Origin of the sequence: Nesterenkonia sandarakina (assembly GCF_013410215.1) — a bacterium.
GTDB classification, from domain to species: Bacteria; Actinomycetota; Actinomycetes; order Actinomycetales; family Micrococcaceae; genus Nesterenkonia; species Nesterenkonia sandarakina.
In genome coordinates this window covers 1,664,315-1,682,404 of the sequence record NZ_JACCFQ010000001.1, presented here as the reverse complement: position 1 = coordinate 1,682,404, position 18,090 = coordinate 1,664,315, and the positions used below count along the sequence as shown (strand labels likewise).

At 67.6% G+C, this 18,090-nt stretch carries 13 protein-coding genes and 1 tRNA gene; 8 read left to right on the top strand and 6 right to left on the bottom strand.

Going from position 1 to position 18,090, the window contains the following annotated elements; all coding sequences use genetic code 11:
* Window positions 1-44 precede the first annotated feature (44 nt).
* A complete protein-coding gene (locus HNR11_RS07765; protein ID WP_179441823.1) occupies window positions 45-1,910 on the top strand; it encodes an anti-sigma factor domain-containing protein in 1,866 nt (621 codons plus the stop codon).
* Window positions 1,911-1,924: 14 nt separating this feature from the next.
* Window positions 1,925-2,437 (top strand): ribonuclease E activity regulator RraA, encoded by a 513-nt coding sequence (gene rraA, locus HNR11_RS07760; RefSeq protein ID WP_246310353.1) that lies wholly within the window; start codon window positions 1,925-1,927, stop codon window positions 2,435-2,437.
* 26 nt (window positions 2,438-2,463) lie between these two features.
* On the opposite strand, the gene HNR11_RS07755 is transcribed toward rraA, so the two are convergent.
* Entirely contained in the window at window positions 2,464-3,276 is an 813-nt protein-coding gene (locus HNR11_RS07755; RefSeq protein ID WP_218849668.1) for a PIG-L deacetylase family protein, read from the bottom strand.
* On the bottom strand, window positions 3,263-5,080 hold the full coding sequence (locus tag HNR11_RS07750; protein ID WP_179441821.1) for a S1C family serine protease: 1,818 nt from the start codon (window positions 5,078-5,080) through the stop codon (window positions 3,263-3,265). The genes HNR11_RS07755 and HNR11_RS07750 overlap by 14 nt, the downstream gene beginning before the upstream one ends.
* Before the next feature lie 265 nt (window positions 5,081-5,345).
* On the opposite strand from HNR11_RS07750, the gene HNR11_RS07745 reads away from it, so the two are divergent.
* From HNR11_RS07745 to HNR11_RS07720, 6 genes are all read left to right on the top strand, one after another.
* Window positions 5,346-6,842, top strand: coding sequence for a hypothetical protein (locus HNR11_RS07745; protein ID WP_179441820.1), 1,497 nt, complete (start codon window positions 5,346-5,348; stop codon window positions 6,840-6,842).
* Between the two features lie 125 nt (window positions 6,843-6,967).
* Entirely contained in the window at window positions 6,968-7,774 is an 807-nt protein-coding gene (locus tag HNR11_RS07740) for a PspA/IM30 family protein (protein WP_058888842.1), read from the top strand.
* Between the two features lie 116 nt (window positions 7,775-7,890).
* Window positions 7,891-8,802, top strand: a complete 912-nt coding sequence (gene pdxS / locus HNR11_RS07735; RefSeq protein ID WP_375139267.1) for a pyridoxal 5'-phosphate synthase lyase subunit PdxS — start codon at window positions 7,891-7,893, stop codon at window positions 8,800-8,802.
* The gene (gene pdxT / locus HNR11_RS07730; RefSeq protein WP_343050618.1) at window positions 8,799-9,410 is read left to right on the top strand and encodes a pyridoxal 5'-phosphate synthase glutaminase subunit PdxT; all 612 of its coding nucleotides are present in this window, start codon (window positions 8,799-8,801) and stop codon (window positions 9,408-9,410) included. Before pdxS ends, pdxT begins: the two co-directional genes overlap by 4 nt.
* Window positions 9,411-9,484: 74 nt before the next feature.
* Window positions 9,485-10,573 (top strand): variant leucine-rich repeat-containing protein, encoded by a 1,089-nt coding sequence (locus HNR11_RS07725; protein ID WP_179441819.1) that lies wholly within the window; start codon window positions 9,485-9,487, stop codon window positions 10,571-10,573.
* Between the two features lie 102 nt (window positions 10,574-10,675).
* Window positions 10,676-12,007: a variant leucine-rich repeat-containing protein gene (locus HNR11_RS07720; RefSeq protein WP_179441818.1), complete on the top strand. Its 1,332-nt coding sequence runs from the start codon at window positions 10,676-10,678 to the stop codon at window positions 12,005-12,007.
* A 192-nt stretch (window positions 12,008-12,199) separates the two neighbouring features.
* On the opposite strand, the gene HNR11_RS07715 is transcribed toward HNR11_RS07720, so the two are convergent.
* From HNR11_RS07715 to HNR11_RS07700, 4 genes are all read right to left on the bottom strand, one after another.
* Window positions 12,200-13,255 (bottom strand): zinc-dependent alcohol dehydrogenase family protein, encoded by a 1,056-nt coding sequence (locus tag HNR11_RS07715; RefSeq protein WP_179441817.1) that lies wholly within the window; start codon window positions 13,253-13,255, stop codon window positions 12,200-12,202.
* Between the two features lie 278 nt (window positions 13,256-13,533).
* A tRNA-Met gene (locus HNR11_RS07710) sits at window positions 13,534-13,607 on the bottom strand.
* A 148-nt stretch (window positions 13,608-13,755) separates the two neighbouring features.
* On the bottom strand, window positions 13,756-16,875 hold the full coding sequence (locus HNR11_RS07705) for a UPF0182 family protein (protein ID WP_179441816.1): 3,120 nt from the start codon (window positions 16,873-16,875) through the stop codon (window positions 13,756-13,758).
* A gap of 89 nt (window positions 16,876-16,964) precedes the next feature.
* Window positions 16,965-18,056 carry a YlbL family protein gene (locus tag HNR11_RS07700; protein WP_179441815.1) on the bottom strand — a complete coding sequence of 364 codons (1,092 nt, stop codon included), beginning with the start codon at window positions 18,054-18,056 and terminating at the stop codon, window positions 16,965-16,967.
* Window positions 18,057-18,090 lie beyond the last annotated feature (34 nt).

Sequence of the window (18,090 nt, the reverse complement as noted above, 5' to 3'; positions counted from 1 at the left end):
TTGGTGCCGCGGCGCCGAGCTGAGGATGGATACACTCACCAACCATGGACACCGCCTCTGACCGCCCTGCATCGGACCGCCCCGACGATCGTCCCGACGGTGGCCGGACCCCCGCAGATCAGCACCGCGGAACCCAGCACACCACCACCGAGACGGCGAGTCACCAGGCGCCCGCGGAACCTGACACGGATCCGCACCCGGGCACGGCCGAGGCCGCGCAGCATGGGCACGCCGACGACGCTGAACACGACGCTGAGCCAGCGCCCACGGCTGAGGTCGGGCGCACGGCTGAGACGGGGCACGACACTGCCCGTGGGCACACAGCTGAGTCCGAGCACGCCACTGACCATGGCCACACTGCGACCGATGACCAGAGCGCCGATCACCTGGACTCAGCCCGGTCGCTGAGCGACCCGACGCTGAGCGAGCTGCTCGCAGGGTCCGCCCGGGGGGAACAGCCTTCCTTCGCCACCTTCTACGACGCCACCTCCGACGTGGTCTACGGCCTGGCGCTGCTCATGCACGCTGACGCCCAGGGCGCCCAGGATTCCACGCTGGCGGTCTATCACCAGCTCTGGGACCAGGCCGATGAGCGCGCCCAGGATCTGCGGCTGCAGTCCCAGGCCTCGGAGTTGCTCACCGATGAGCACGCCGCCCAGGAGCAGGTCCAGGAGGAGGCCTACCGGCCCAGCGAGTATGAGCTGGTGCTGGAGTGGCTGGTGCCGCTGGCGCACCGGATCATCGTGGAGCGCTTCCGGGAAGGTCTGGCCACCCCGATCCCGCTCACCGTGGTCCCGGCCGAGCAGGGCGGCGGCATCGCCGGGCTGCCCGAGGAGATCATCGAGGACATCAGCGTCCTCTCTGACTCCCAGTCGCAGGCGCTGGCGCTGAGCTATCTGGCCGGAGGCACCCATCAGCAGGTCGCCGCGCAGGTGGGATCCGCCGTGCCCGCGGTGAAGTCGCGTCTGCGGGATGGCATGACACGGATGCATGCCCGTCGCACCACCCTGGAGGCGGAGCTGGACCCGATCCTGCGGGCTGCGGTGACCAAGAAGGACGTGGAGCGCTCCGGGGCGGTGAAACGGAACTTCACCGAGGACATCAGCTCCGACGTCGAGAACGGGCTGCTGGTGGAGCTCGCCGAGGTCCACGCCCTGGACGCGATCGACAACCGGGAACGCGCGGTGCTCGATGAAGCGGCGCTGACCGCGGACGATGCCACCGCGCGGGCCTGGGACACCCGGGTGCTTGCCGCCCGTCGCACCCTTGCCGAGATCTTCACGGCCTACCCGGTGGTCCCGCCGAGCAACCTGCTCGATGAGGTGCTGCACAACCTCTCAGACCAGGAGGTCGGGATGGGGATGGTGGAGTCCATCTCCAGCCACACCGAGGTCACCTCCAAGCGTGAGCCGGTGATGAAACGCTGGATGATCGTGACCGGGCTGGGCGTCGTCGTACTCGCCGCGATCCTGCTGATCTGGGGTTTCGCCTCGGGTCAGGACATCCAGGCCACAGCCGACGGTGACCCGGAGGCCCGAGTGGTCGAGGGCGTGGAACTCACCGAGGGGGGCACCGCGCGGGCGGTGATCTCGACCGCCGAGGGGGTCGGCTATGTCGACTTCGCCGAGGTCGGAGAGCTCGAAGGCGACACGACCTACCAGCTCTGGCTGATGCCGCGCGACGAGGGCCAGCCCAGCTCGCTGGGGAACTTCACCGCCGCGGAGCTCGAGGAGGAGATCGTCACCCTGCGAGACATCGAGGCCAACCGAGCCCTGCAGATCACCATCGAGACGATCCGCGGCGAGGAGCGGCCGACGGGTGAGACCGCCGGTGAGATCGAGCTGCGTGAACGCGTCACCGACGGGCCGCAGTACGGCGGTTCCGTGGATGAGGACCAGGAACAGGACTGATGAGCGGAGAAACCATGTCTACCCCGAACAGCCAGCCCGAGCCCGCGCCGAGCGGTGGCACCGAGTTCGCCACCTGCGACCTCTACGACGCCGACGAGTCGCTGCAGTCGCTCTCCCTGCAGCTGCTGAACCTCGGCGGTCGCGCCCGCTTCACCGGCCAGGTGCGGACCATCAGCTGCTACCGGGACAACGGACTGGTCAAGGAGCTGCTGAACACCCCCGGCAAGGGTTCGGTGCTGGTCGTCGACGGCGCAGGATCCCTGGACTCGGCGCTGATCGGAGACATGATCGCCGCCTCTGCGATCGAGAACGGCTGGGCAGGGGTGGTCATCCACGGCGCCGTCCGGGACCGCGAGCAGCTCGCCGAGATGGATCTCGGGGTCCGCGCGCTGGGATCGAACCCGCGCAAGTCGGTCAAGGAAGGGCTCGGTCAGGTGGATGTGCCGCTGCAGTTCGGTGGCGTCACCTTCGTTCCCGGCGCCACCCTCTGGTCCGACGCCGACGGAGTGCTGGTCACCCCCGCCTGAGCCGCCGCTTTCTGGAGCCGCCGATCTCAGAACCCGCTGATCGTGTCCGGGGCGTTGACCGTGACCCAGTGGAATTCTTCGGCGTAACCGCCGGCACCGTGGATCTGGCGCATCTTCTCCAGCACATAGCCCTCCATCCGGGCAGCGTCGGGGTGCTGGCTGAAATGCGCCCGCAGGGCGCTCATCTTCACCGACTCCTGACCCGTGACGTCCAGACGCAGGTTGACCCGTTCCTGCGGGGCGGTGGTGAGCATCAGATGCCGGATCTTGAACGCCTCAAGCCCCTCGGCCGCCAGCTCCGGGTAGGCGAAGGGATTCTCGACATAGGGGTACGAGGCTCGCACCACTGCCTCCCCGCAGGCCATATGGTCAGGGTGAGACTTCTGCAGCCGATCCCAGGCACGCTCGGGATGCGGAGAGATCACCAGCTCAGGCCTGACCTCACGCATGATCCGCACGATCTTCCCGACCAGCTCGGCGGTGGGCGCGACGAAGCCGTCCCGCTCGTCGAGCAGGATGACCCGATCCACCCCCAGCACCGCCGCCGCCTGGCGCTGCTCGGCCTCACGCACCCGGGCCATCTCTGCGGCGTCGCGGCCGGGCTCGAAGCCTCCGGCGTCACCGGCCGTGAGCAGACACAGAGTCACGGCCACGCCAGCTTCGGTGAAGGCCGCGATGCTGCCTGCGGCACCGAAGTCGATGTCATCCGGGTGCGCCCCGAATGCCAGCACCGAGCTCAGTCCATGCTCTGCGGCGAGCCGCGCCGGTGCCACGGGCCCGGACCCCTGACTCCCCGGATCGTCACCCCCGCCGGAGAGATCGGACTCAGGTCGCGCCAAGGGTCACCTCGGTCTCTTCCTCGGCGCCGTCACGCACGTAGGTGATCGTCACGGTCTCCCCTGCCGGGTACTCCCGGATGGTTGCGGTCAGCGCGAGCGAATCCTCGATCCTCCGGTCATTGACCGCGGTGATGATGTCACCGGTGGTCAGTCCGGCGTCCGCAGCGGGCGTATTGCCCGGGACGTCGTCGATCAGTGCGCCCACGGTGAAGCCAGGCATCACCGGAGCCACTTCGGGATCGGTCTCCCCGGAGGCGTCCTGGGATCCAGCGGCCGCCACCGTGACTCCGAGCAGCCCGTGGGAGACCTCGCCGGTGTCGATCAGCTCCTGGGCGACCCGCTGGGCGTAGTCGATGGGCACGGCGAAGCCCACACCGATGGATCCGGCGTCGGTCTCGGCTCCCCCTCCGGAGGAGGCGATGGCCACGTTGACCCCGATCACCCGGCCCTCGTCGTCGACCAGGGCACCGCCGGAGTTGCCGCGGTTGATCGCGGCGTCGGTCTGGATCACGTTGAGGTGGATCGATCCTTGGGTGGGAGATCCCTCCATGTCCGGGAAGTAGAACTCGAAACCGTCTTCCTCCGAGCCGTCTTCCGGAGCTTCGGGAGCATCGGCGCCGTCATCCTCTACCGCTGAGGAGGCCACGGAGATCGTCCGGTTCAGCGTGGAGACGATCCCGTCGGTGACGGTGCCGGAGAGTCCCAGCGGAGCACCGATGGCGATGCTCTGGTCCCCGACGTTGAGGTCGCCGGAGGATCCCAGCTCGGCGGGCTGGATGCCGTCGATGTTCTCCAGCTTGATCACCGCAAGATCACTGAGCGGGTCGGTGCCCACCAGTTCCGCGGCGGAGACGGACCCGTCACTCATCCGGACCTCGATCTCCGGGTCGGCAGCGGCACCACCGAGCGTCACCACATGGGTGTTGGTCAGCACGTGACCCTCCTCATCGAGGATGATCCCCGAACCCGAACCGCCCTGGCTGCCGTCGTTGACTGCGAGGGTCACCACTGACGGGGAGGCCTTCGCCGCCGCCGCAGTGACCACTGTGGCCGAATCCGGGTTGTTGATCTCGATCCCGCCGGACGCGGAGGTGCTCACGCTTCCGCCGTCTCCGAGCACGGCCTGGGATCCCGCCACCACGCCGCCGCCGAGCAGCCCGGCCAGCAGCACCGCGAGCGCCAGGGAACCCACGCCCACCGTCCGCTTGTTCCGGGGCTGCTTCTGCGAGGAGTCGGCGAAGGCCGCACCTGAGCCATACCCGGCGTAGCCGCCAGTCGATGCAAGGGAGGGATCCTGGTAGTGCTGGGACTGGGCATACGGGTCTTGGCCGTACTGGACCCCGCCGTACTGGTCCGCGCCGTACTGGACCCCGCCCTGCGGATACTGCCCGTACGGGTCTTGGCCATAATGGCCCTGGCCGTACTGGCCCTCACCGTGTTCCGCCTGGGTGTACTGACCCTGGCCGTACTGGTCATGACCATGCTGGCCCTGCCCGTACTGGCCCCCGCCGTACTGGCCCTGACCATGTTCCGCCTGGGTGTACTGGCCTGATCCGGGCTGGGAACCGGCCGGTGCGGGGGGCACGTCGGACGCGTTGAGTGGAGAGGACTCCTCGGGGCTTCGGCCCTCGGGAGACGGGCTGCCGTGTCCCTGGCTGCCGTGGCCCGTCTCAGGCCCCGGGACCGACTCCACATGAGGATCCTGCGCCTCTTCACGCGCCGGAACGGGGTCGATCCGCGCGGTGGCGTCCTCCGGAGGGTTTACCTCATCCCGGTCAGGACTGTTAGACGGATCTGAACTCATGGTGGAACCTGCCTCTGTGGTCTTGCGGTGCAATAGTGTGCCGGCCGGAGCGTGACACGCATGCTGGCCTGTGGCTCGACAGCTATTGTCCGCGCCCATTCTGTATCGACGACGATAACCGGCTGGATGCCTCCTGGACGATTCCATGAGACGCCGCTGGTCTGAGCTGGGCCTGGACGCGCCCGACACCAGCGCTCCCTACGCCCTCAGGGGAGCTGACCGTTGCCTGATAGACGATGTCATAGGCCACTTATAGACTCGGCCCATGGTGCCCGAGACAGTCCTCAGTCCCCCCGTCACCCTGGGAATGATCGTGATCGGCCCGCTGCTGATCGGCGCGGTCATCTTAGGACTGATCGGTCTGGGTGCGGTGTGGCTCTCAGGCGGGAAGAAGCAGGACCGCCGGCTCCAGGGCTTCGCAGATCGCCAGCGACTCTCCTCCGGTCGGGACTCCGAACCGGTCTCCGCAGAAGAACGTCGACTCGCTGGAATGAGCCTCGAGGAGCTGCGGCGCGAGGCGGGTTCTCTGCTGATCGCGGCCGATAATGCGGTGAACTCCTCCGAGCAGGAGATCCTCTTCGCCAGCGCCGCCTATGGCGATGAACAGGTGGCCCCGTTCCAGCAGGACGTGGACCAGGCTCGGGAGCACCTGCAGGAGTCCTTCCGGATGCAACACCAGGTGGACCGTGATCCCCCGGAGGATGAGGCGCAGGCCCGTGAGCTGCTGCGCAAGGTGATCGCCAACTGCCAGCAGGTCAATGAGACCCTGGAGTCGCACCGCCAAGACTTCGAGTCCCTGCGCAGCCTGGAGCTCGACCCCCGGCCGGCGCTGGATCAGCTCCGTGCCCGGATCGAGGAGCTCGGCCGCCGCCGGGAGCAGGCCCAGAAGCGGCTGCCAGATCTGCAGTCCGTATACGACGACGACGCGCTCGCCTCCTTCACCGAAGGCCTGACGCATTCCTCGCGCAGCCTCGACCACGCCCGGCGGGCCGCCGCCGAGGCCGAGCAGGCGCTCACCGGTTCAGACGCCTCCGACGCGGTGGTCGCGATCCACACCGGCGAAGAAGCGGCCGGGGAAGCCGGGAAGCTGATCGACTCCCTGGAGGAGACCCAGCTGCGACTGCGCAGCGCCGAGCAGAACCTCAGCATCGGCCTGGACCAGACCGAGCAGGACATCGCCCAGGCCCGCGCCACCATGCAGGCAGGTCAGTCTGCAGAGCTCGCAGGACCCATCGCCGCCGCCGAAGCCGCGGTGAAACAGGTCCGCCGCGCTCTGGACTCCCAGCAGAAGACCAATCCGCTGGAGCTGCTGAACTCCCTGGAAATCGCCCACCGGGAGCTCGATGAGCCGCTGAACGCAGTGCGCGACCAGCAGGCCAGGGATCGTCGCGCCCGCGAGGTGCTCCAGACCGAGATCCTCACCGCGCGGCACCAGGTGCAGTCCTCTCGTGACTACCTGCGTTCCAAACGCAGCGGCGCCACCTCCCGGACCCGGATGGCCGAGGCGGAGCGAACACTCGCCGAGGCGGAATCCATCGGGGATGACCAGCCGGCGAAAGCCCTCGAACTGGCGACCCAGGCCAAGACGCTCGCCGTCCAGGCCGCCCAGATCGCACGCCAGGAATCGGCCGAGGACGCGCTCAGCGGGGGTGGAGGCTACGGCGGCGGGTTCGGAGGCTTCGGCATGCCCGGGGGCTACGGCTACCCCGGGGGCCGCGGAGGCATGGGCGGCGGCTTCGGACGCCGTCGTCGGATGTTCTGACGTCCCGGGCCCGGGGATTCCTGCGGCTTCCCCGGGGACCTGCCATGGCCGTGGCCAGGTGCCGTGACTAGTATCGACATGGTGAGCAGTTCAGAGACATTGATGCACAAGGAAAGGTGAACACTGTGAGCAAGCAGTCCATTTTAGGTCGCATGTCCCAGCTGGTACGCGCAAACGTCAACGCCATGCTGGATCGCTCCGAGGACCCGGAGAAGATGCTCGACCAGATGGTCCGAGACTTCACCAACAACATCTCAGAGGCCGAAGAGGCGATCGCCCAGACCATCGGCAACCTGCGCATGATGGAGGACGATTACAAGGAGGATCTCGAGAACTCCCGTTCCTGGGGGCAGAAGGCCCTCGCCGCCTCCCGCAAGGCCGACGAGTTCCGTGACGGCGGCAACGCCGAGAACGCGCAGAAGTTCGACAACCTCGCCCGGGTGGCCATCCAGCGCCAGATGGAGGCGGAGTCCTCCGCGAAGTCTTCGGAGCCGACCATCACCTCCCAGCGTGAGATCGTGGACCGGCTCAAGACCGGCCTGGAGCAGATGAAGACCAAGCGTCAGCAGCTGGTCTCCAAGCGCGACGAGCTCATCGCCCGCTCCCGCGCCGCGCACGCCCAGTCCCAGGTCCACGACGCCGTGAAGTCCATCGACGTGATGGACCCGACCTCAGAGGTGGGCCGCTTCGAAGAGAAGATCCGCCGCGAAGAGGCGAAGGTGCGCGGGCAGAACGAGCTGGCCGCCTCCTCCCTGGACGCACAGTTCGAGTCCCTGGAGGACCTCGGCGAACAGGCCGAGGTCGACGCCCGGCTCGCAGCGCTGAAGTCCGGCAGCTCCGCACCGGCAGCCCTGGGCGCCGGAAGCTCGGATGCTCAGGCCACCGAGGACTACGCCGCGCAGCTCGAGGCTGAGGAGCGCGATCGCGCCTGAGCGCAGCTGTATGACGTCGGTTCAGCGGTCACGCTGAAGTGATGGAACAATGGGGAGTGAACGCGATGTTCACTCCCCATTGTCATCGCAGCAACCCAACCTTCCAGGAGATCTCCGTGACCACTGAGTCCACCTCGCACACTGCTGCCGCCACCGGCGCCACCGCTGTGAACACCGGACTGGCCCAGATGCTCAAGGGCGGCGTGATCATGGACGTGGTCACCCGCGAGCAGGCCCGCATCGCCGAAGACGCCGGTGCCGTCGCTGTCATGGCCCTCGAGCGCGTGCCCGCCGACATCCGCGCCACCGGCGGTGTCGCCCGGATGTCTGACCCCGACCTGATCACTGGCATCATCGACGAGGTCTCGATCCCCGTGATGGCTAAGGCCCGGATCGGCCACTTCGTCGAGGCGCAGATCCTCGAGCACCTCAAGGTCGACTACATCGATGAGTCCGAGGTCCTCTCCCCCGCGGACTACATCCACCACATCGACAAGTCCAAGTTCAAGGTGCCCTTCGTCTGCGGCGCCACGAATCTCGGTGAGGCGCTGCGCCGGATCACCGAGGGCGCCTCGATGATCCGCTCCAAGGGCGAGGCCGGCACCGGCGACGTCTCCGAGGCGATGAAGCACATCCGCACCATCAACGCCGAGATCGCCCGGCTGACCTCCCTGGCCGAGGACGAGCTCTACCTCGCCGCGAAGGACCTGCAGGCCCCCTATGAGCTGGTCAAGCAGATCGCCCGGGAAGGCCGCCTCCCGGTGGTCCTCTTCGTCGCCGGCGGCGTGGCCACCCCGGCCGATGCCGCGATGATGATGCAGATGGGCGCCGACGGCGTGTTCGTGGGCTCGGGCATCTTCAAGTCCGGCAACCCCGCCGAGCGCGCCGCCGCGATCGTCAAGGCCACCACCTACTACGACGACCCCGCGGTGGTCGCCGAGGCCTCCAAGGGTCTGGGTGAGGCGATGGTCGGCATCAACGTCGCCGACCTGCCGGCCCCGCACCGGCTGGCCGAGCGCGGCTGGTGAACACACCCCACATCGGGGTCCTGGCGCTGCAGGGGGCCGTCGCCGAGCACGCCCGCGCCCTGCGCGCCGCGGGTGCTGAGGTCTCCACCGTGCGCCGCCCCGTCGAGCTCGAAGGCCTGGACGGGCTGATCGTGCCCGGCGGGGAATCCACGACCATGGCTCGGCTGGCCGCCCCGGTGCGACTCATGGAGTCCATCCGGGAACGGCACGCCGAAGGCATGGCGATGTTCGGAACCTGCGCCGGGATGATCCTGATGGCGGATCAGATCCTCGACGCCGAGGCGCTCACCGGGTTCGAGCGGATCGGCGGTCTGGACGTGGTGGTGCGCCGCAACGGCTATGGCAGCCAGCTGGAATCCTTCGTAGGTCCGCTGCAGGTCAGCGGGATCCCCGGGGAGGATGTGACGCCGTTGCAGGCGGTCTTCATCCGAGCCCCGGTGATCGAGTCCTTTGGGCCCGAGGTGGAGGTCATCGCCTCCTGGCAGGAGCGCCCGGTCGCGGTCCGGCAGGGTCGGATCCTGGCGGCAAGCTTCCATCCTGAGCTGACTCCCGATCATCGGCTGCACCGGCATTTCGTGGAGCTCAGCGCACAGCGCACCGTGAGCTGACCTGAAATTCGGTCCCGGTTCGGGCATGATGTCCCAAGAATGCCGCACGCGGGACCATCGACTCAGGAGAGATCATGACTGACGGACCACATCATGGGCAGAGTGCCACGGGACCGGCCGCTCGCGCCGCCGACCCGAACACGCCCCAGGTCCAGCTGCACATGCTCGCCGGGGACCACCCCGAGCTCCGCCCGCTGATCGCAGAGAATCCCAACACCTACCCCGAGCTGCTGCAGTGGCTCTCCGAGCTGGGCGACCCAGCGGTCGACGCCGCGCTGCGACGTCGATCCGCCGGGTCGGTGGCGCCGGGACAAGACCAGCCCACCACGATGCTCCCGGCAGCAGGGGGCCCCGCCCGGGGCCCCTCTGAGACTGACGAGTTCTCAGCGGTCCGGGAGGACCACCTCCACCAGCAGGATCACGGCCACCGGGATCCGCACGGTCAGGCCTACCCGGAGCAGCACGGTCAGGGCTATGACCCGGTGCCCTCGCGCCAGGGGTACTATCCCGCCGCACCGGCCGGCCCGGCACCCTGGCAGACCCCTGCCGCCCCGGCGTCGTACGCCGAGCTGGAACCCGAACCGCGGCGTCGCGGCGGCGGCACCTGCGCGATCCTGTTCATGATCCTGCTGCTCGCCGTGGCGGCGGTGGTCGCCGCGTACTTCCTGATCTTCAACGGTGTCCTCAGCGGCGATGACTCCGCCGAGGAGTCCTCGGTCTCGCAGGAGCAGGCCGAAGAAGGAGCGCCCGCCCCCGAGGATGGCACCGAGGAGGAGGCCGAGGGGCAGGACCCCGCCGAGGACGAAGACGAGCCCGCCCGTCCAGCCCCCGAGGGGGCGCAGGACATCCCCGCCTTCACCGCACCCTCGGGCAACATCAACTGCGCCATGAGCGAGGACGAGCTCGAGTGCAGCATCTTGGACTACAGCTTCGAGACCCCGGAGGACTGTGAAGGCCCGGCGCGCCTCTCGGTCGGGTCGGAAGATCCTCGACTCGAATGTGGCAGCACCGAGGGTGAGAACTCGGCGACCCTGCAATATGGCCAGTCCGCCAGCAATGGCCGGTTCGCCTGCGTCTCCTCCGAATCGGGCTTCGAGTGCTGGAACACCGAGACCGGCAACGGATTCTTCATGGCTCGAGAGAGCTACCAGCTGCAGAACTGACGCCATGCCCGGTGCGCCGCGCAGGTAAACTTCGCTCACACGGCACTGTTCACGCTGCACGGCAGGCCTGGTGCGCCGCCGTCGGGACCTCAGAAGGAACGCATGGCTTCGAACGACGACGAGCTCGGCCGCATCGCCTCCGATCCCGGCACGGACTGGGACACGCTGCACTGGATCGCGGAGAACCACCCGTCGCTGCGCGCGGCCGTGGCCGAGAACCCCGCGACCTACCCGGAGCTGCGCGACGCCCTCGCCTCGCTGGGTGACCCAGAGATCGACGCCGCCCTGGCCCGGCGGGCCAGCAACCCACCGGAGTCAGCCACGCAGAGCCCCGAGACCCCCACCCCCGCCCCGCCGCCCGAGGCGCCCTCGGACCACACCCCCACCCAGGACGAATCGGTGACCGCCGAGAGACTCGACGCGCAGGACACCGGCGAGGTGGGCCCCGTCACCGCGACTCAGCCCGGTCACCACGCGCAGGACGCCTGGTTTCCCGGGGGCTCCTCCGCCAGCGACCAGGCTGCCCCCGGTCCTTCTCGCGTGACCTCCGGCGCCGGCTACGGGGCCGCGCGGCCCGCGCCGACGCAGAGACGCCGGTCCAGGGCGCCGAAGTTCATCCTCGCGGTGCTGCTGCCGGTCCTGGTGCTGGTCGGCCTCGTCGCTATGGCACTGTCCCTGCTGGAGGGCGGCTCCCCCGCGGATGCTCCCGCCGCCGAGGCCCCGGCGAGCAGCGCACCCGCAGAGGGCGGCGCGGAGGAACCCGGTGAGGAGCCCGAGCCCAGCCCGAGCCCGGAGCCCCCGACCCCCGATGAGCTGCGCGTGGAGGTGGCAGGCCTGCCGGAGGAGTCCAGCTGTGACTCTCCCGCGGAGGACGGCGAGGTCCTCGCCGAACTCGCCTCGGCCGCCTCGCAGGAGGGACGCTGGGTGGAGTCCTCGGACGGCGAGCTGGTCCGGGATGCGCTCCTGGGTCTCCAGGAGAACTGCGACAGCACCCACGCTGCGGCGCTGTATCTGGACCTCCGGGAGTCTGAGGAGACTGCCTCGGCGCTGCGCGGCACAGTGTCGGACATGGGCACCGCCTGGATCCAGACCTCCTTCCCGGCGCAGGGCCAGCCGTTGAACTCCTTTGTCTCCCCCAACGGCAACGTACTCTGTGAGCTCTCGGACACGTTGCGCTGCCGGGTGCTCCAGCACAGCTTCACCGCACCGGAGGGTTGCACCGAAGGGGTCACCTACGCCATCCGGGTGGACCGCACCGCGGAGCCGGATTGTGAGAACCCGGTGCCCCAGCAGAATCAGCCAGTGCTGGGCTATGGGCAGACGGCGTCGAACGAGTTCTTCGCCTGCACGTCGTTCCAGTCGCAGATGTCCTGCTGGAATCAGCTCACCGGAGAAGGCATCAACCTCTCAGCGAGCCGGAACTTCACCTACTGACCGGCTTGATGCCGTACGCGTGCGCCAAGACCGTCTGGGGTCTGGGCCCGAGGCAACCTGCGGCTCCCCCACTGAGACAGGGACCAAATACCTGCTGTATCGGTGGCGCGGTCCTCGTCCGGGACACGCCTTGGTTCCTTTCGCACCCTCGTCACGGTGCTGGCAGCGCTCATGAGCTGCCGCCCGTCGCAATCACGCGGTGAGGATGACCTTGAGCGCCTTCGTCTCGGCCGCGCGGCCGAACGTGTCGTAGGCACTCATGATGTCCTCGAGCGAGAAGCGATGGCTGATGAAGCCGCCCGCGTCGAGTCTTCCCTGCGCGAGCAACTTGATCAGCATGCGCGAGGTGTCCGTGTTGACCAGCCCGGTGGTGATCGTGAGGTTCTGGATCCACGCAGTTTCCAACGGGAAGCTCACCGGCTTGCCGTGTACGCCGACGTTGGCGACATGACCACCCGGCCGCACGATTGCCAGGCACATGTCCCAGGTCGCCGGCACCCCAACAGCCTCGATCGCGACATCCACTCCAAGCCCGTCGGTGAGGGCGAGCACCTGCTCCTTCCAGTCCGAGTCCGATGAGACGATGCCGTCGCTCGCACCGAAGCGTTTCGCCTGCTCGACCCGGTTGGCGTCGATGTCGATTGCGACAACCCGGCTCGGTCCGTACAGAGAGGCCGTCGTGATCGCGGCGAGGCCCACGGGGCCCGCGCCGATGACCGCAATGACATCACCAGGCTCCACAGCACCGTAGCGGATGCCGATCTCATGCCCCGTGGGCAGGATGTCGCTGATCATCGCGGCCTCTTCGGCTGCCACCCCTTCGGGCGCCTGGTGCAGCGAGGTCTCAGCGAACGGGACCCGCACGTACTCGGCCTGTGTGCCGTCGATGAGATGTCCCAGAATCCAGCCGATTCCGGATGCTCCTTCATCGGCAAGGCAATGGGAATACACGCCCTCCAGGCAGTAGCTGCACTTCCCGCAGGCGGAGATGCACGAGACGATGACGCGATCTCCGACGGAGATCTCGGTCACCGCCTCGCCGACCTCCGTCACGACGCCTACTCCTTCGTGTCCGAGGATGCGTCCGGATTCGACGGTGGGAACGTCACCCTTGAGGATGTGCAGATCGGTTCCGCAGATCGTCGTGGTCTCAATCTTCACGATCGCGTCCGTCGGCTTCTGGATCCCGGGAGCGGGCTTCTCCTGCCAGGCGATCGAACCCGGGCCTTGATACACCAGTGCCTTCATGTTCACTCCTTGGATATCTCTGCGCTGAGATACCCATCGTCTGCTCTGTGGGGAGTCGTTGGTAGTGACCTTGGACCCCCAGTGACCAACTGCCCACCGGCTGGTCGCTCACCGGGCACCCCTTCACAAACCACCCCGTCTGGGAGCCGCCTCAGAACGACCGCCTGCGGCACTGGCACGATCCCTGAGTCAGAACGGAGTCCGGAGCAGGGTCGAGAATCATCCAGACAAGCAAAAGGCCCCTGACCTGGTACTACCAGATCAGGGGCCTCATCTCGTTGCGGGGGCAAGATTTGAACTTGCGACCTCCGGGTTATGAGCCCGGCGAGCTACCGAACTGCTCCACCCCGCGTTGCGACTTGTTTAGTCTACGCACACATATCCTGAGGGCAAAATCGAGATGAACCCTCTGGAGCGTGATCTCCGACACCCGCCTCCCCGCCCGGACCACGAGGGTCCGAGCGGGGAGATTCTGCGGGTTTGAGATCAGCTCCCGAGGATCACTCCTCGAGGTCAGCCTCGGCCTGCAGGGCATCGTCGATGGCCTGCTGCAGCTGCTCCTGCGCCTCGCCGTAGGCGGCGAAGTCGCCTTCGGCGAGTGCCTCCTCGGAGTCCTGGAGCGCAGTGCCTGCGCGACCCAGGGCGTCGTTCAGACGCTCCTGCGCGGGACCGGAAGGAGCGACGGGCCCCTCGGTCTCCTCGGCGTCGGCCTCATCCTCGGTGGTGGCCTCCTCCTCAGCGGGCGCTTCATCCTCGGTGGGGGCGGGGTCCTCCGCGGGCTCCTCCCCCTCAGGCACGTCGAGCTCGGAGTCCACGGCATCGCCGGTGACACCAGCGCCGTCGGCCACGGCGGCTCCGGAGTCGCCGCCGAAGACCTGGTCCAGGGCCTCATCGAGGGTGTCAGCGAAGCCGACCTCCTCGCCGTAGGCCACCAGCACCTTGCGCAGCGCCGGGTAGGCGGCCGCGGTGCCGGTGGACTGCACGTAGACCGGCTGGACGTAGAGGATGCCATCACCGGCAGGCAGGGTGATCATGTTGCCGTTGATCACCTCGGAGGCGCCCTGACGCAGCAGGTTCAGCTCCTGGGAGATCTGCGAGTTGGAGTCGAAGTTCGCCTGGGTCTGGCCGGGGCCGGGAACCGCGGTGTCACGCGGAAGCTCCAGCAGCCGCAGCTGGCCGTAGTCCTCCGCCTTCACTCCGTCCTCACCGGTGCCGGCGTCACCGGCCGCGGCGAGGAAGCCATAGAGCACGTTGCGCTGCTGCGCGCCTTCGGCGATCTGCGGGATGAACGTACCGGTCAGGGAGAACGAGGGCTCCTCCTGGTCGGGCATCTGCAGCGTCATGTAGTACGGCGGCTGCGCCATGGCGCCCTCGTCGTCTGCGGTCGGATCCGCGGGGACCGACCAGGCGTCGTTGTTCTCGTAGAACGTGCCGGGATCGGTCACGTGGTAGCGACCCAGCAGCTCGCGCTGGACCCGGAACATGTCCTCGGGGTAGCGCACGTGGTCCATCAGCTCAGCCGACATCTCCTCGTAGGGCTGCAGAGCATCCGGGAACACCTGCTGCCAGGCACGCAGGATCGGATCCTCGGTGTCCCAGGCGTAGAGCTCCACCGAGCCGTCGTAGGCGTCGACGGTGGCCTTGACGGAGTTGCGGATGTAGTTGACCTGGCCGGCGAGCGTGGGTGCTCCCTGGGTCAGCGCATCCGTGGTGGCCTGCTCCAGCTGCTGCTGATCGGAGTAGGGGAAATCATTGGAGGTGGTGTAACCCTCCACGATCCATTTGACCCGTCCATCGACGATCGCCGGGTAGACGTTCTGGTCCACATCGAGGAACGGTGCGACTTGCTGCACCCGCTCCCGCGGCTCGCGTTCGTAGAGGATCTGGGACTCTTCGTTCATGTCACCGGAGAGCAGGATCTCTGGAGACTGGAACTGGATGGCGTAGACCAGCCGGTTGAACAGGCCGCCGACGTCGGGGCCGCCGTCACCTTCGAAGGTGTAGACGGTCTCGGCCTCGGAGTCGGCCGCCGCAGGGCGGTCGAGCTCCAACGGATCGGCACCCTCGGGCGCCCCGACGATCGAGTACTCCGGCGAGTTCTGCCCGAAGTAGATGCGCGGCTCGTAGTCCTCATCGGATGCCAGCTCGCCGCGGGTGGGGATGCCCTGCAGCGTGAAGCTGGGGCGTCCCTCGGGGGTGACCGTGTTCGCGTTGGCAGCGACCAGGCCATAGCCGTGGGTGTAGATCAGGTGCCGGTTGACCCAGGAGGCGTCGGTGGGCACGTTCAGCTCACGGGCTGCGATCACCGTGTCGCGGCGTTCGCCGTCGATCTCGTAGCGGTCGAAGCTCAGCGTGTCAGGGAAGGAGTAGTACTGGCGGAACTGCTGGAACTGGCCGAATGCGGCCGAGACCAGGTTCGGGTCCAGCAGGCGGATGTTCTCGGTGTTGGCCGCGTCCTCTGCGAGGGCGCCCGGGGTGGCCGAGGCATCCGCGTCGTAGTTCTCCTGTTCGATCTCATGCAGGCCGTAGGCGTAGCGGGTGAGCTCCATGTTGCGCTCGATGTAGGGCGTCTCCAGGGTCCGCTCCGAGGGCTGCACCTGGTATTCCTGGACCAGGAACGGGTAGAGCCCGCCGCCGATGATCGCGGTGATCAGCAGCATCGCCGAGCCGATGATGGAGAAGCGCCAGCGTCCGGTCACTGCCGTGACGATGAAGATCGCGGCCACCAGCACCGCGGCGACAGCGAGGATCGCCTGGGCCGGGATGACGGCGTTGACGTCGGTGTAGAGCGCTCCGGCCCAGGTCCCGCTCTGGTTCTGCAGGGTCGCGTAGCGATCGAGCCACCAGTTCACACCCTGCAGCAGCAGGAACAGCGCACCGGTCACGGCGATGTGCCAGCGCGCGGCCTTCTCGACCACGAACTTGCCGCTGGCCTCGATGCGGATCCCGCCGAAGAGGTAATGGGTGAGGATCCCGGCGATGCCGGCGACCAGCACCGCAGAGATCAGGAAGCCGTTGATGAATCCGAGGAAGGGCAGGGTGAAGACGAAGAACCCGAAGTCCATGCCGAACTCGGGGTCGGTCATCCCGAAGGGCTGCTGGTTGATGAACAGCAGCACGTTCTCCCAGCTGCCCTGGGCCGCGGTGCCGGCGAAGAGGCCCATCAGTGCGGGCAGACCGATCATGAACAGGCGGCGCATCGAGTTCAGCGTGCGCTGGTAGCGGATCACCGACTCGTTCATCTGGTTCTGCATCACCTGGGGGCGATGCCGGAACGCCAGGAACAGGCTCAGCCATACCAGGCCGGCCATCAGCAGGAACGCCACGACGAAGATCACGCCGCGGGCGATCCGCTCAGTCCAGAAGACGTCCTGGTATCCCAGCTGGTTGAACCATAGGATCTCGGCGTAGAAGCCTGAAGATGCTACGAAAATGCCGATCAGCGCGGCGATGATGATGATCGTCAGCACCAGTGCTGACGGTCGCCGCGGTCCGGAGCTCCTGGCAGGCTGGTCGGAACCAGAACCGCCGGAGCTGTCGCCGTCGTTCCCGCCCGAACCGGAGCCGAACAGGCCTCCGCCGAACGGGTTCGCGGACCCGAATCCCTGAGAGAAACTCACGGATAAACCCTCGTCTCTATATTTGTGCTCGGATACATCGATGTTGCTGGTGGGTCAGTGTGCTGACCCCGCTGGACCGGCGGGCCGGTTCAGCTTCCGCAGGGCTCGAGCCCTGCGAGGAAGTCTTCGTCTGTGTCGCGGACCGCCTCGACGATCGCGCGAGCCTCGGATACGTCAGCGACCGCGTAGGTGGAGATCCCGTCGGGCACCCGCCCGTCGAGCTCGGGACAGTTCGCGGCCGGGACCAGGAAGTTCCCGATCCCCTGGGAGTGCGCCCCGACGACCTTCTGGGCGATGCCGCCGATCGGCCCGACGGTGCCGTCGGGATCCACGGTGCCGGTGCCGGCCCAGTCTTCGCCTCCGGTCATGGACTCCTCGGTCATGGAGTCCACCAGGCCCAGAGAGAACATCAGTCCCGCGCTGGGACCGCCGACGCCGTCGAGCTCGATGTCGACGTCCACCGGGAACGCGAACTCGTTCTCGAGCATGATCCCCACGTAGTAGTCGCCATCGGCCTCTTGGTAGGTGGGGACCTCGTAGTCGAGCTCCTCACCATCACGAAGCACAGTCAATGCTACCGGCTGACCTGCGGCGGTGTTGACTGCGTCACGCAGTCCCTCGAGCCCGGTGATGGAGCTGCCGGCCGCCGCGGTGACCCGGTCCCCGGGCTGCAGCTGGTCATCGGTGCCCACCTCGACGGCTTCGGCGGTGAAGTCGACGACGGAGAGCTCTTGTTCGTAGTCGATGCCCAGTTCGTTCAGCGCAGCTGCCACGGCGAGGTCCTGCGAGCTGGTCATCGCGGCGGTGTTCTGCTGCTGGACCTGTTCCGCGGTGGTGCCGGAGGGGTAGATCAGCTCGTGCGGCTGCATGTCGGTGCCCGGGTTGAACCAGCCCAGGGCGGCGTCGGGGACCCGCACCGTGGAGGTGGGCGCCCCGCTGACGAACACCGTGGTGAGGTTCAGTGAGCCTTCGGTGGGATAGGTCTGTTCCCCGCTGACAGAGATCACGGCCTGGTCCTCGATCTCACCGATGGTGTTGAACATCGGACCCGGGCTCTCCACCAGGTAGGGGCTGGGCAGCAGCAGGCTGACCAGCCCGACCATGAGCGCAGACGTGCCCGCCACCGCCTGCAGGCTTCTCCGCAGGCTCGGCCGTCTGGGTTTCTGGGTGCGCTCAGTCATGATGATCGTCACTCATCATCTCATCTGGGACCAG

Excerpts from the sequence above, each read along its gene's own strand:
- rraA (WP_246310353.1), top strand. The coding sequence starts at position 1,925 with ATGTCTACCCCGAACAGCCAGCCCGAGCCCGCGCCGAGCGGTGGCACC.
- HNR11_RS07725 (WP_179441819.1), top strand. The coding sequence starts at position 9,485 with ATGACTGACGGACCACATCATGGGCAGAGTGCCACGGGACCGGCCGCT.
- HNR11_RS07720 (WP_179441818.1), top strand. The coding sequence starts at position 10,676 with ATGGCTTCGAACGACGACGAGCTCGGCCGCATCGCCTCCGATCCCGGC.
- HNR11_RS07700 (WP_179441815.1), bottom strand. The coding sequence starts at position 18,056 with ATGACTGAGCGCACCCAGAAACCCAGACGGCCGAGCCTGCGGAGAAGC.
- HNR11_RS07715 (WP_179441817.1), bottom strand. The coding sequence starts at position 13,255 with ATGAAGGCACTGGTGTATCAAGGCCCGGGTTCGATCGCCTGGCAGGAG.
- HNR11_RS07765 (WP_179441823.1), top strand. The coding sequence starts at position 45 with ATGGACACCGCCTCTGACCGCCCTGCATCGGACCGCCCCGACGATCGT.
- HNR11_RS07745 (WP_179441820.1), top strand. The coding sequence starts at position 5,346 with ATGGTGCCCGAGACAGTCCTCAGTCCCCCCGTCACCCTGGGAATGATC.
- HNR11_RS07750 (WP_179441821.1), bottom strand. The coding sequence starts at position 5,080 with ATGAGTTCAGATCCGTCTAACAGTCCTGACCGGGATGAGGTAAACCCT.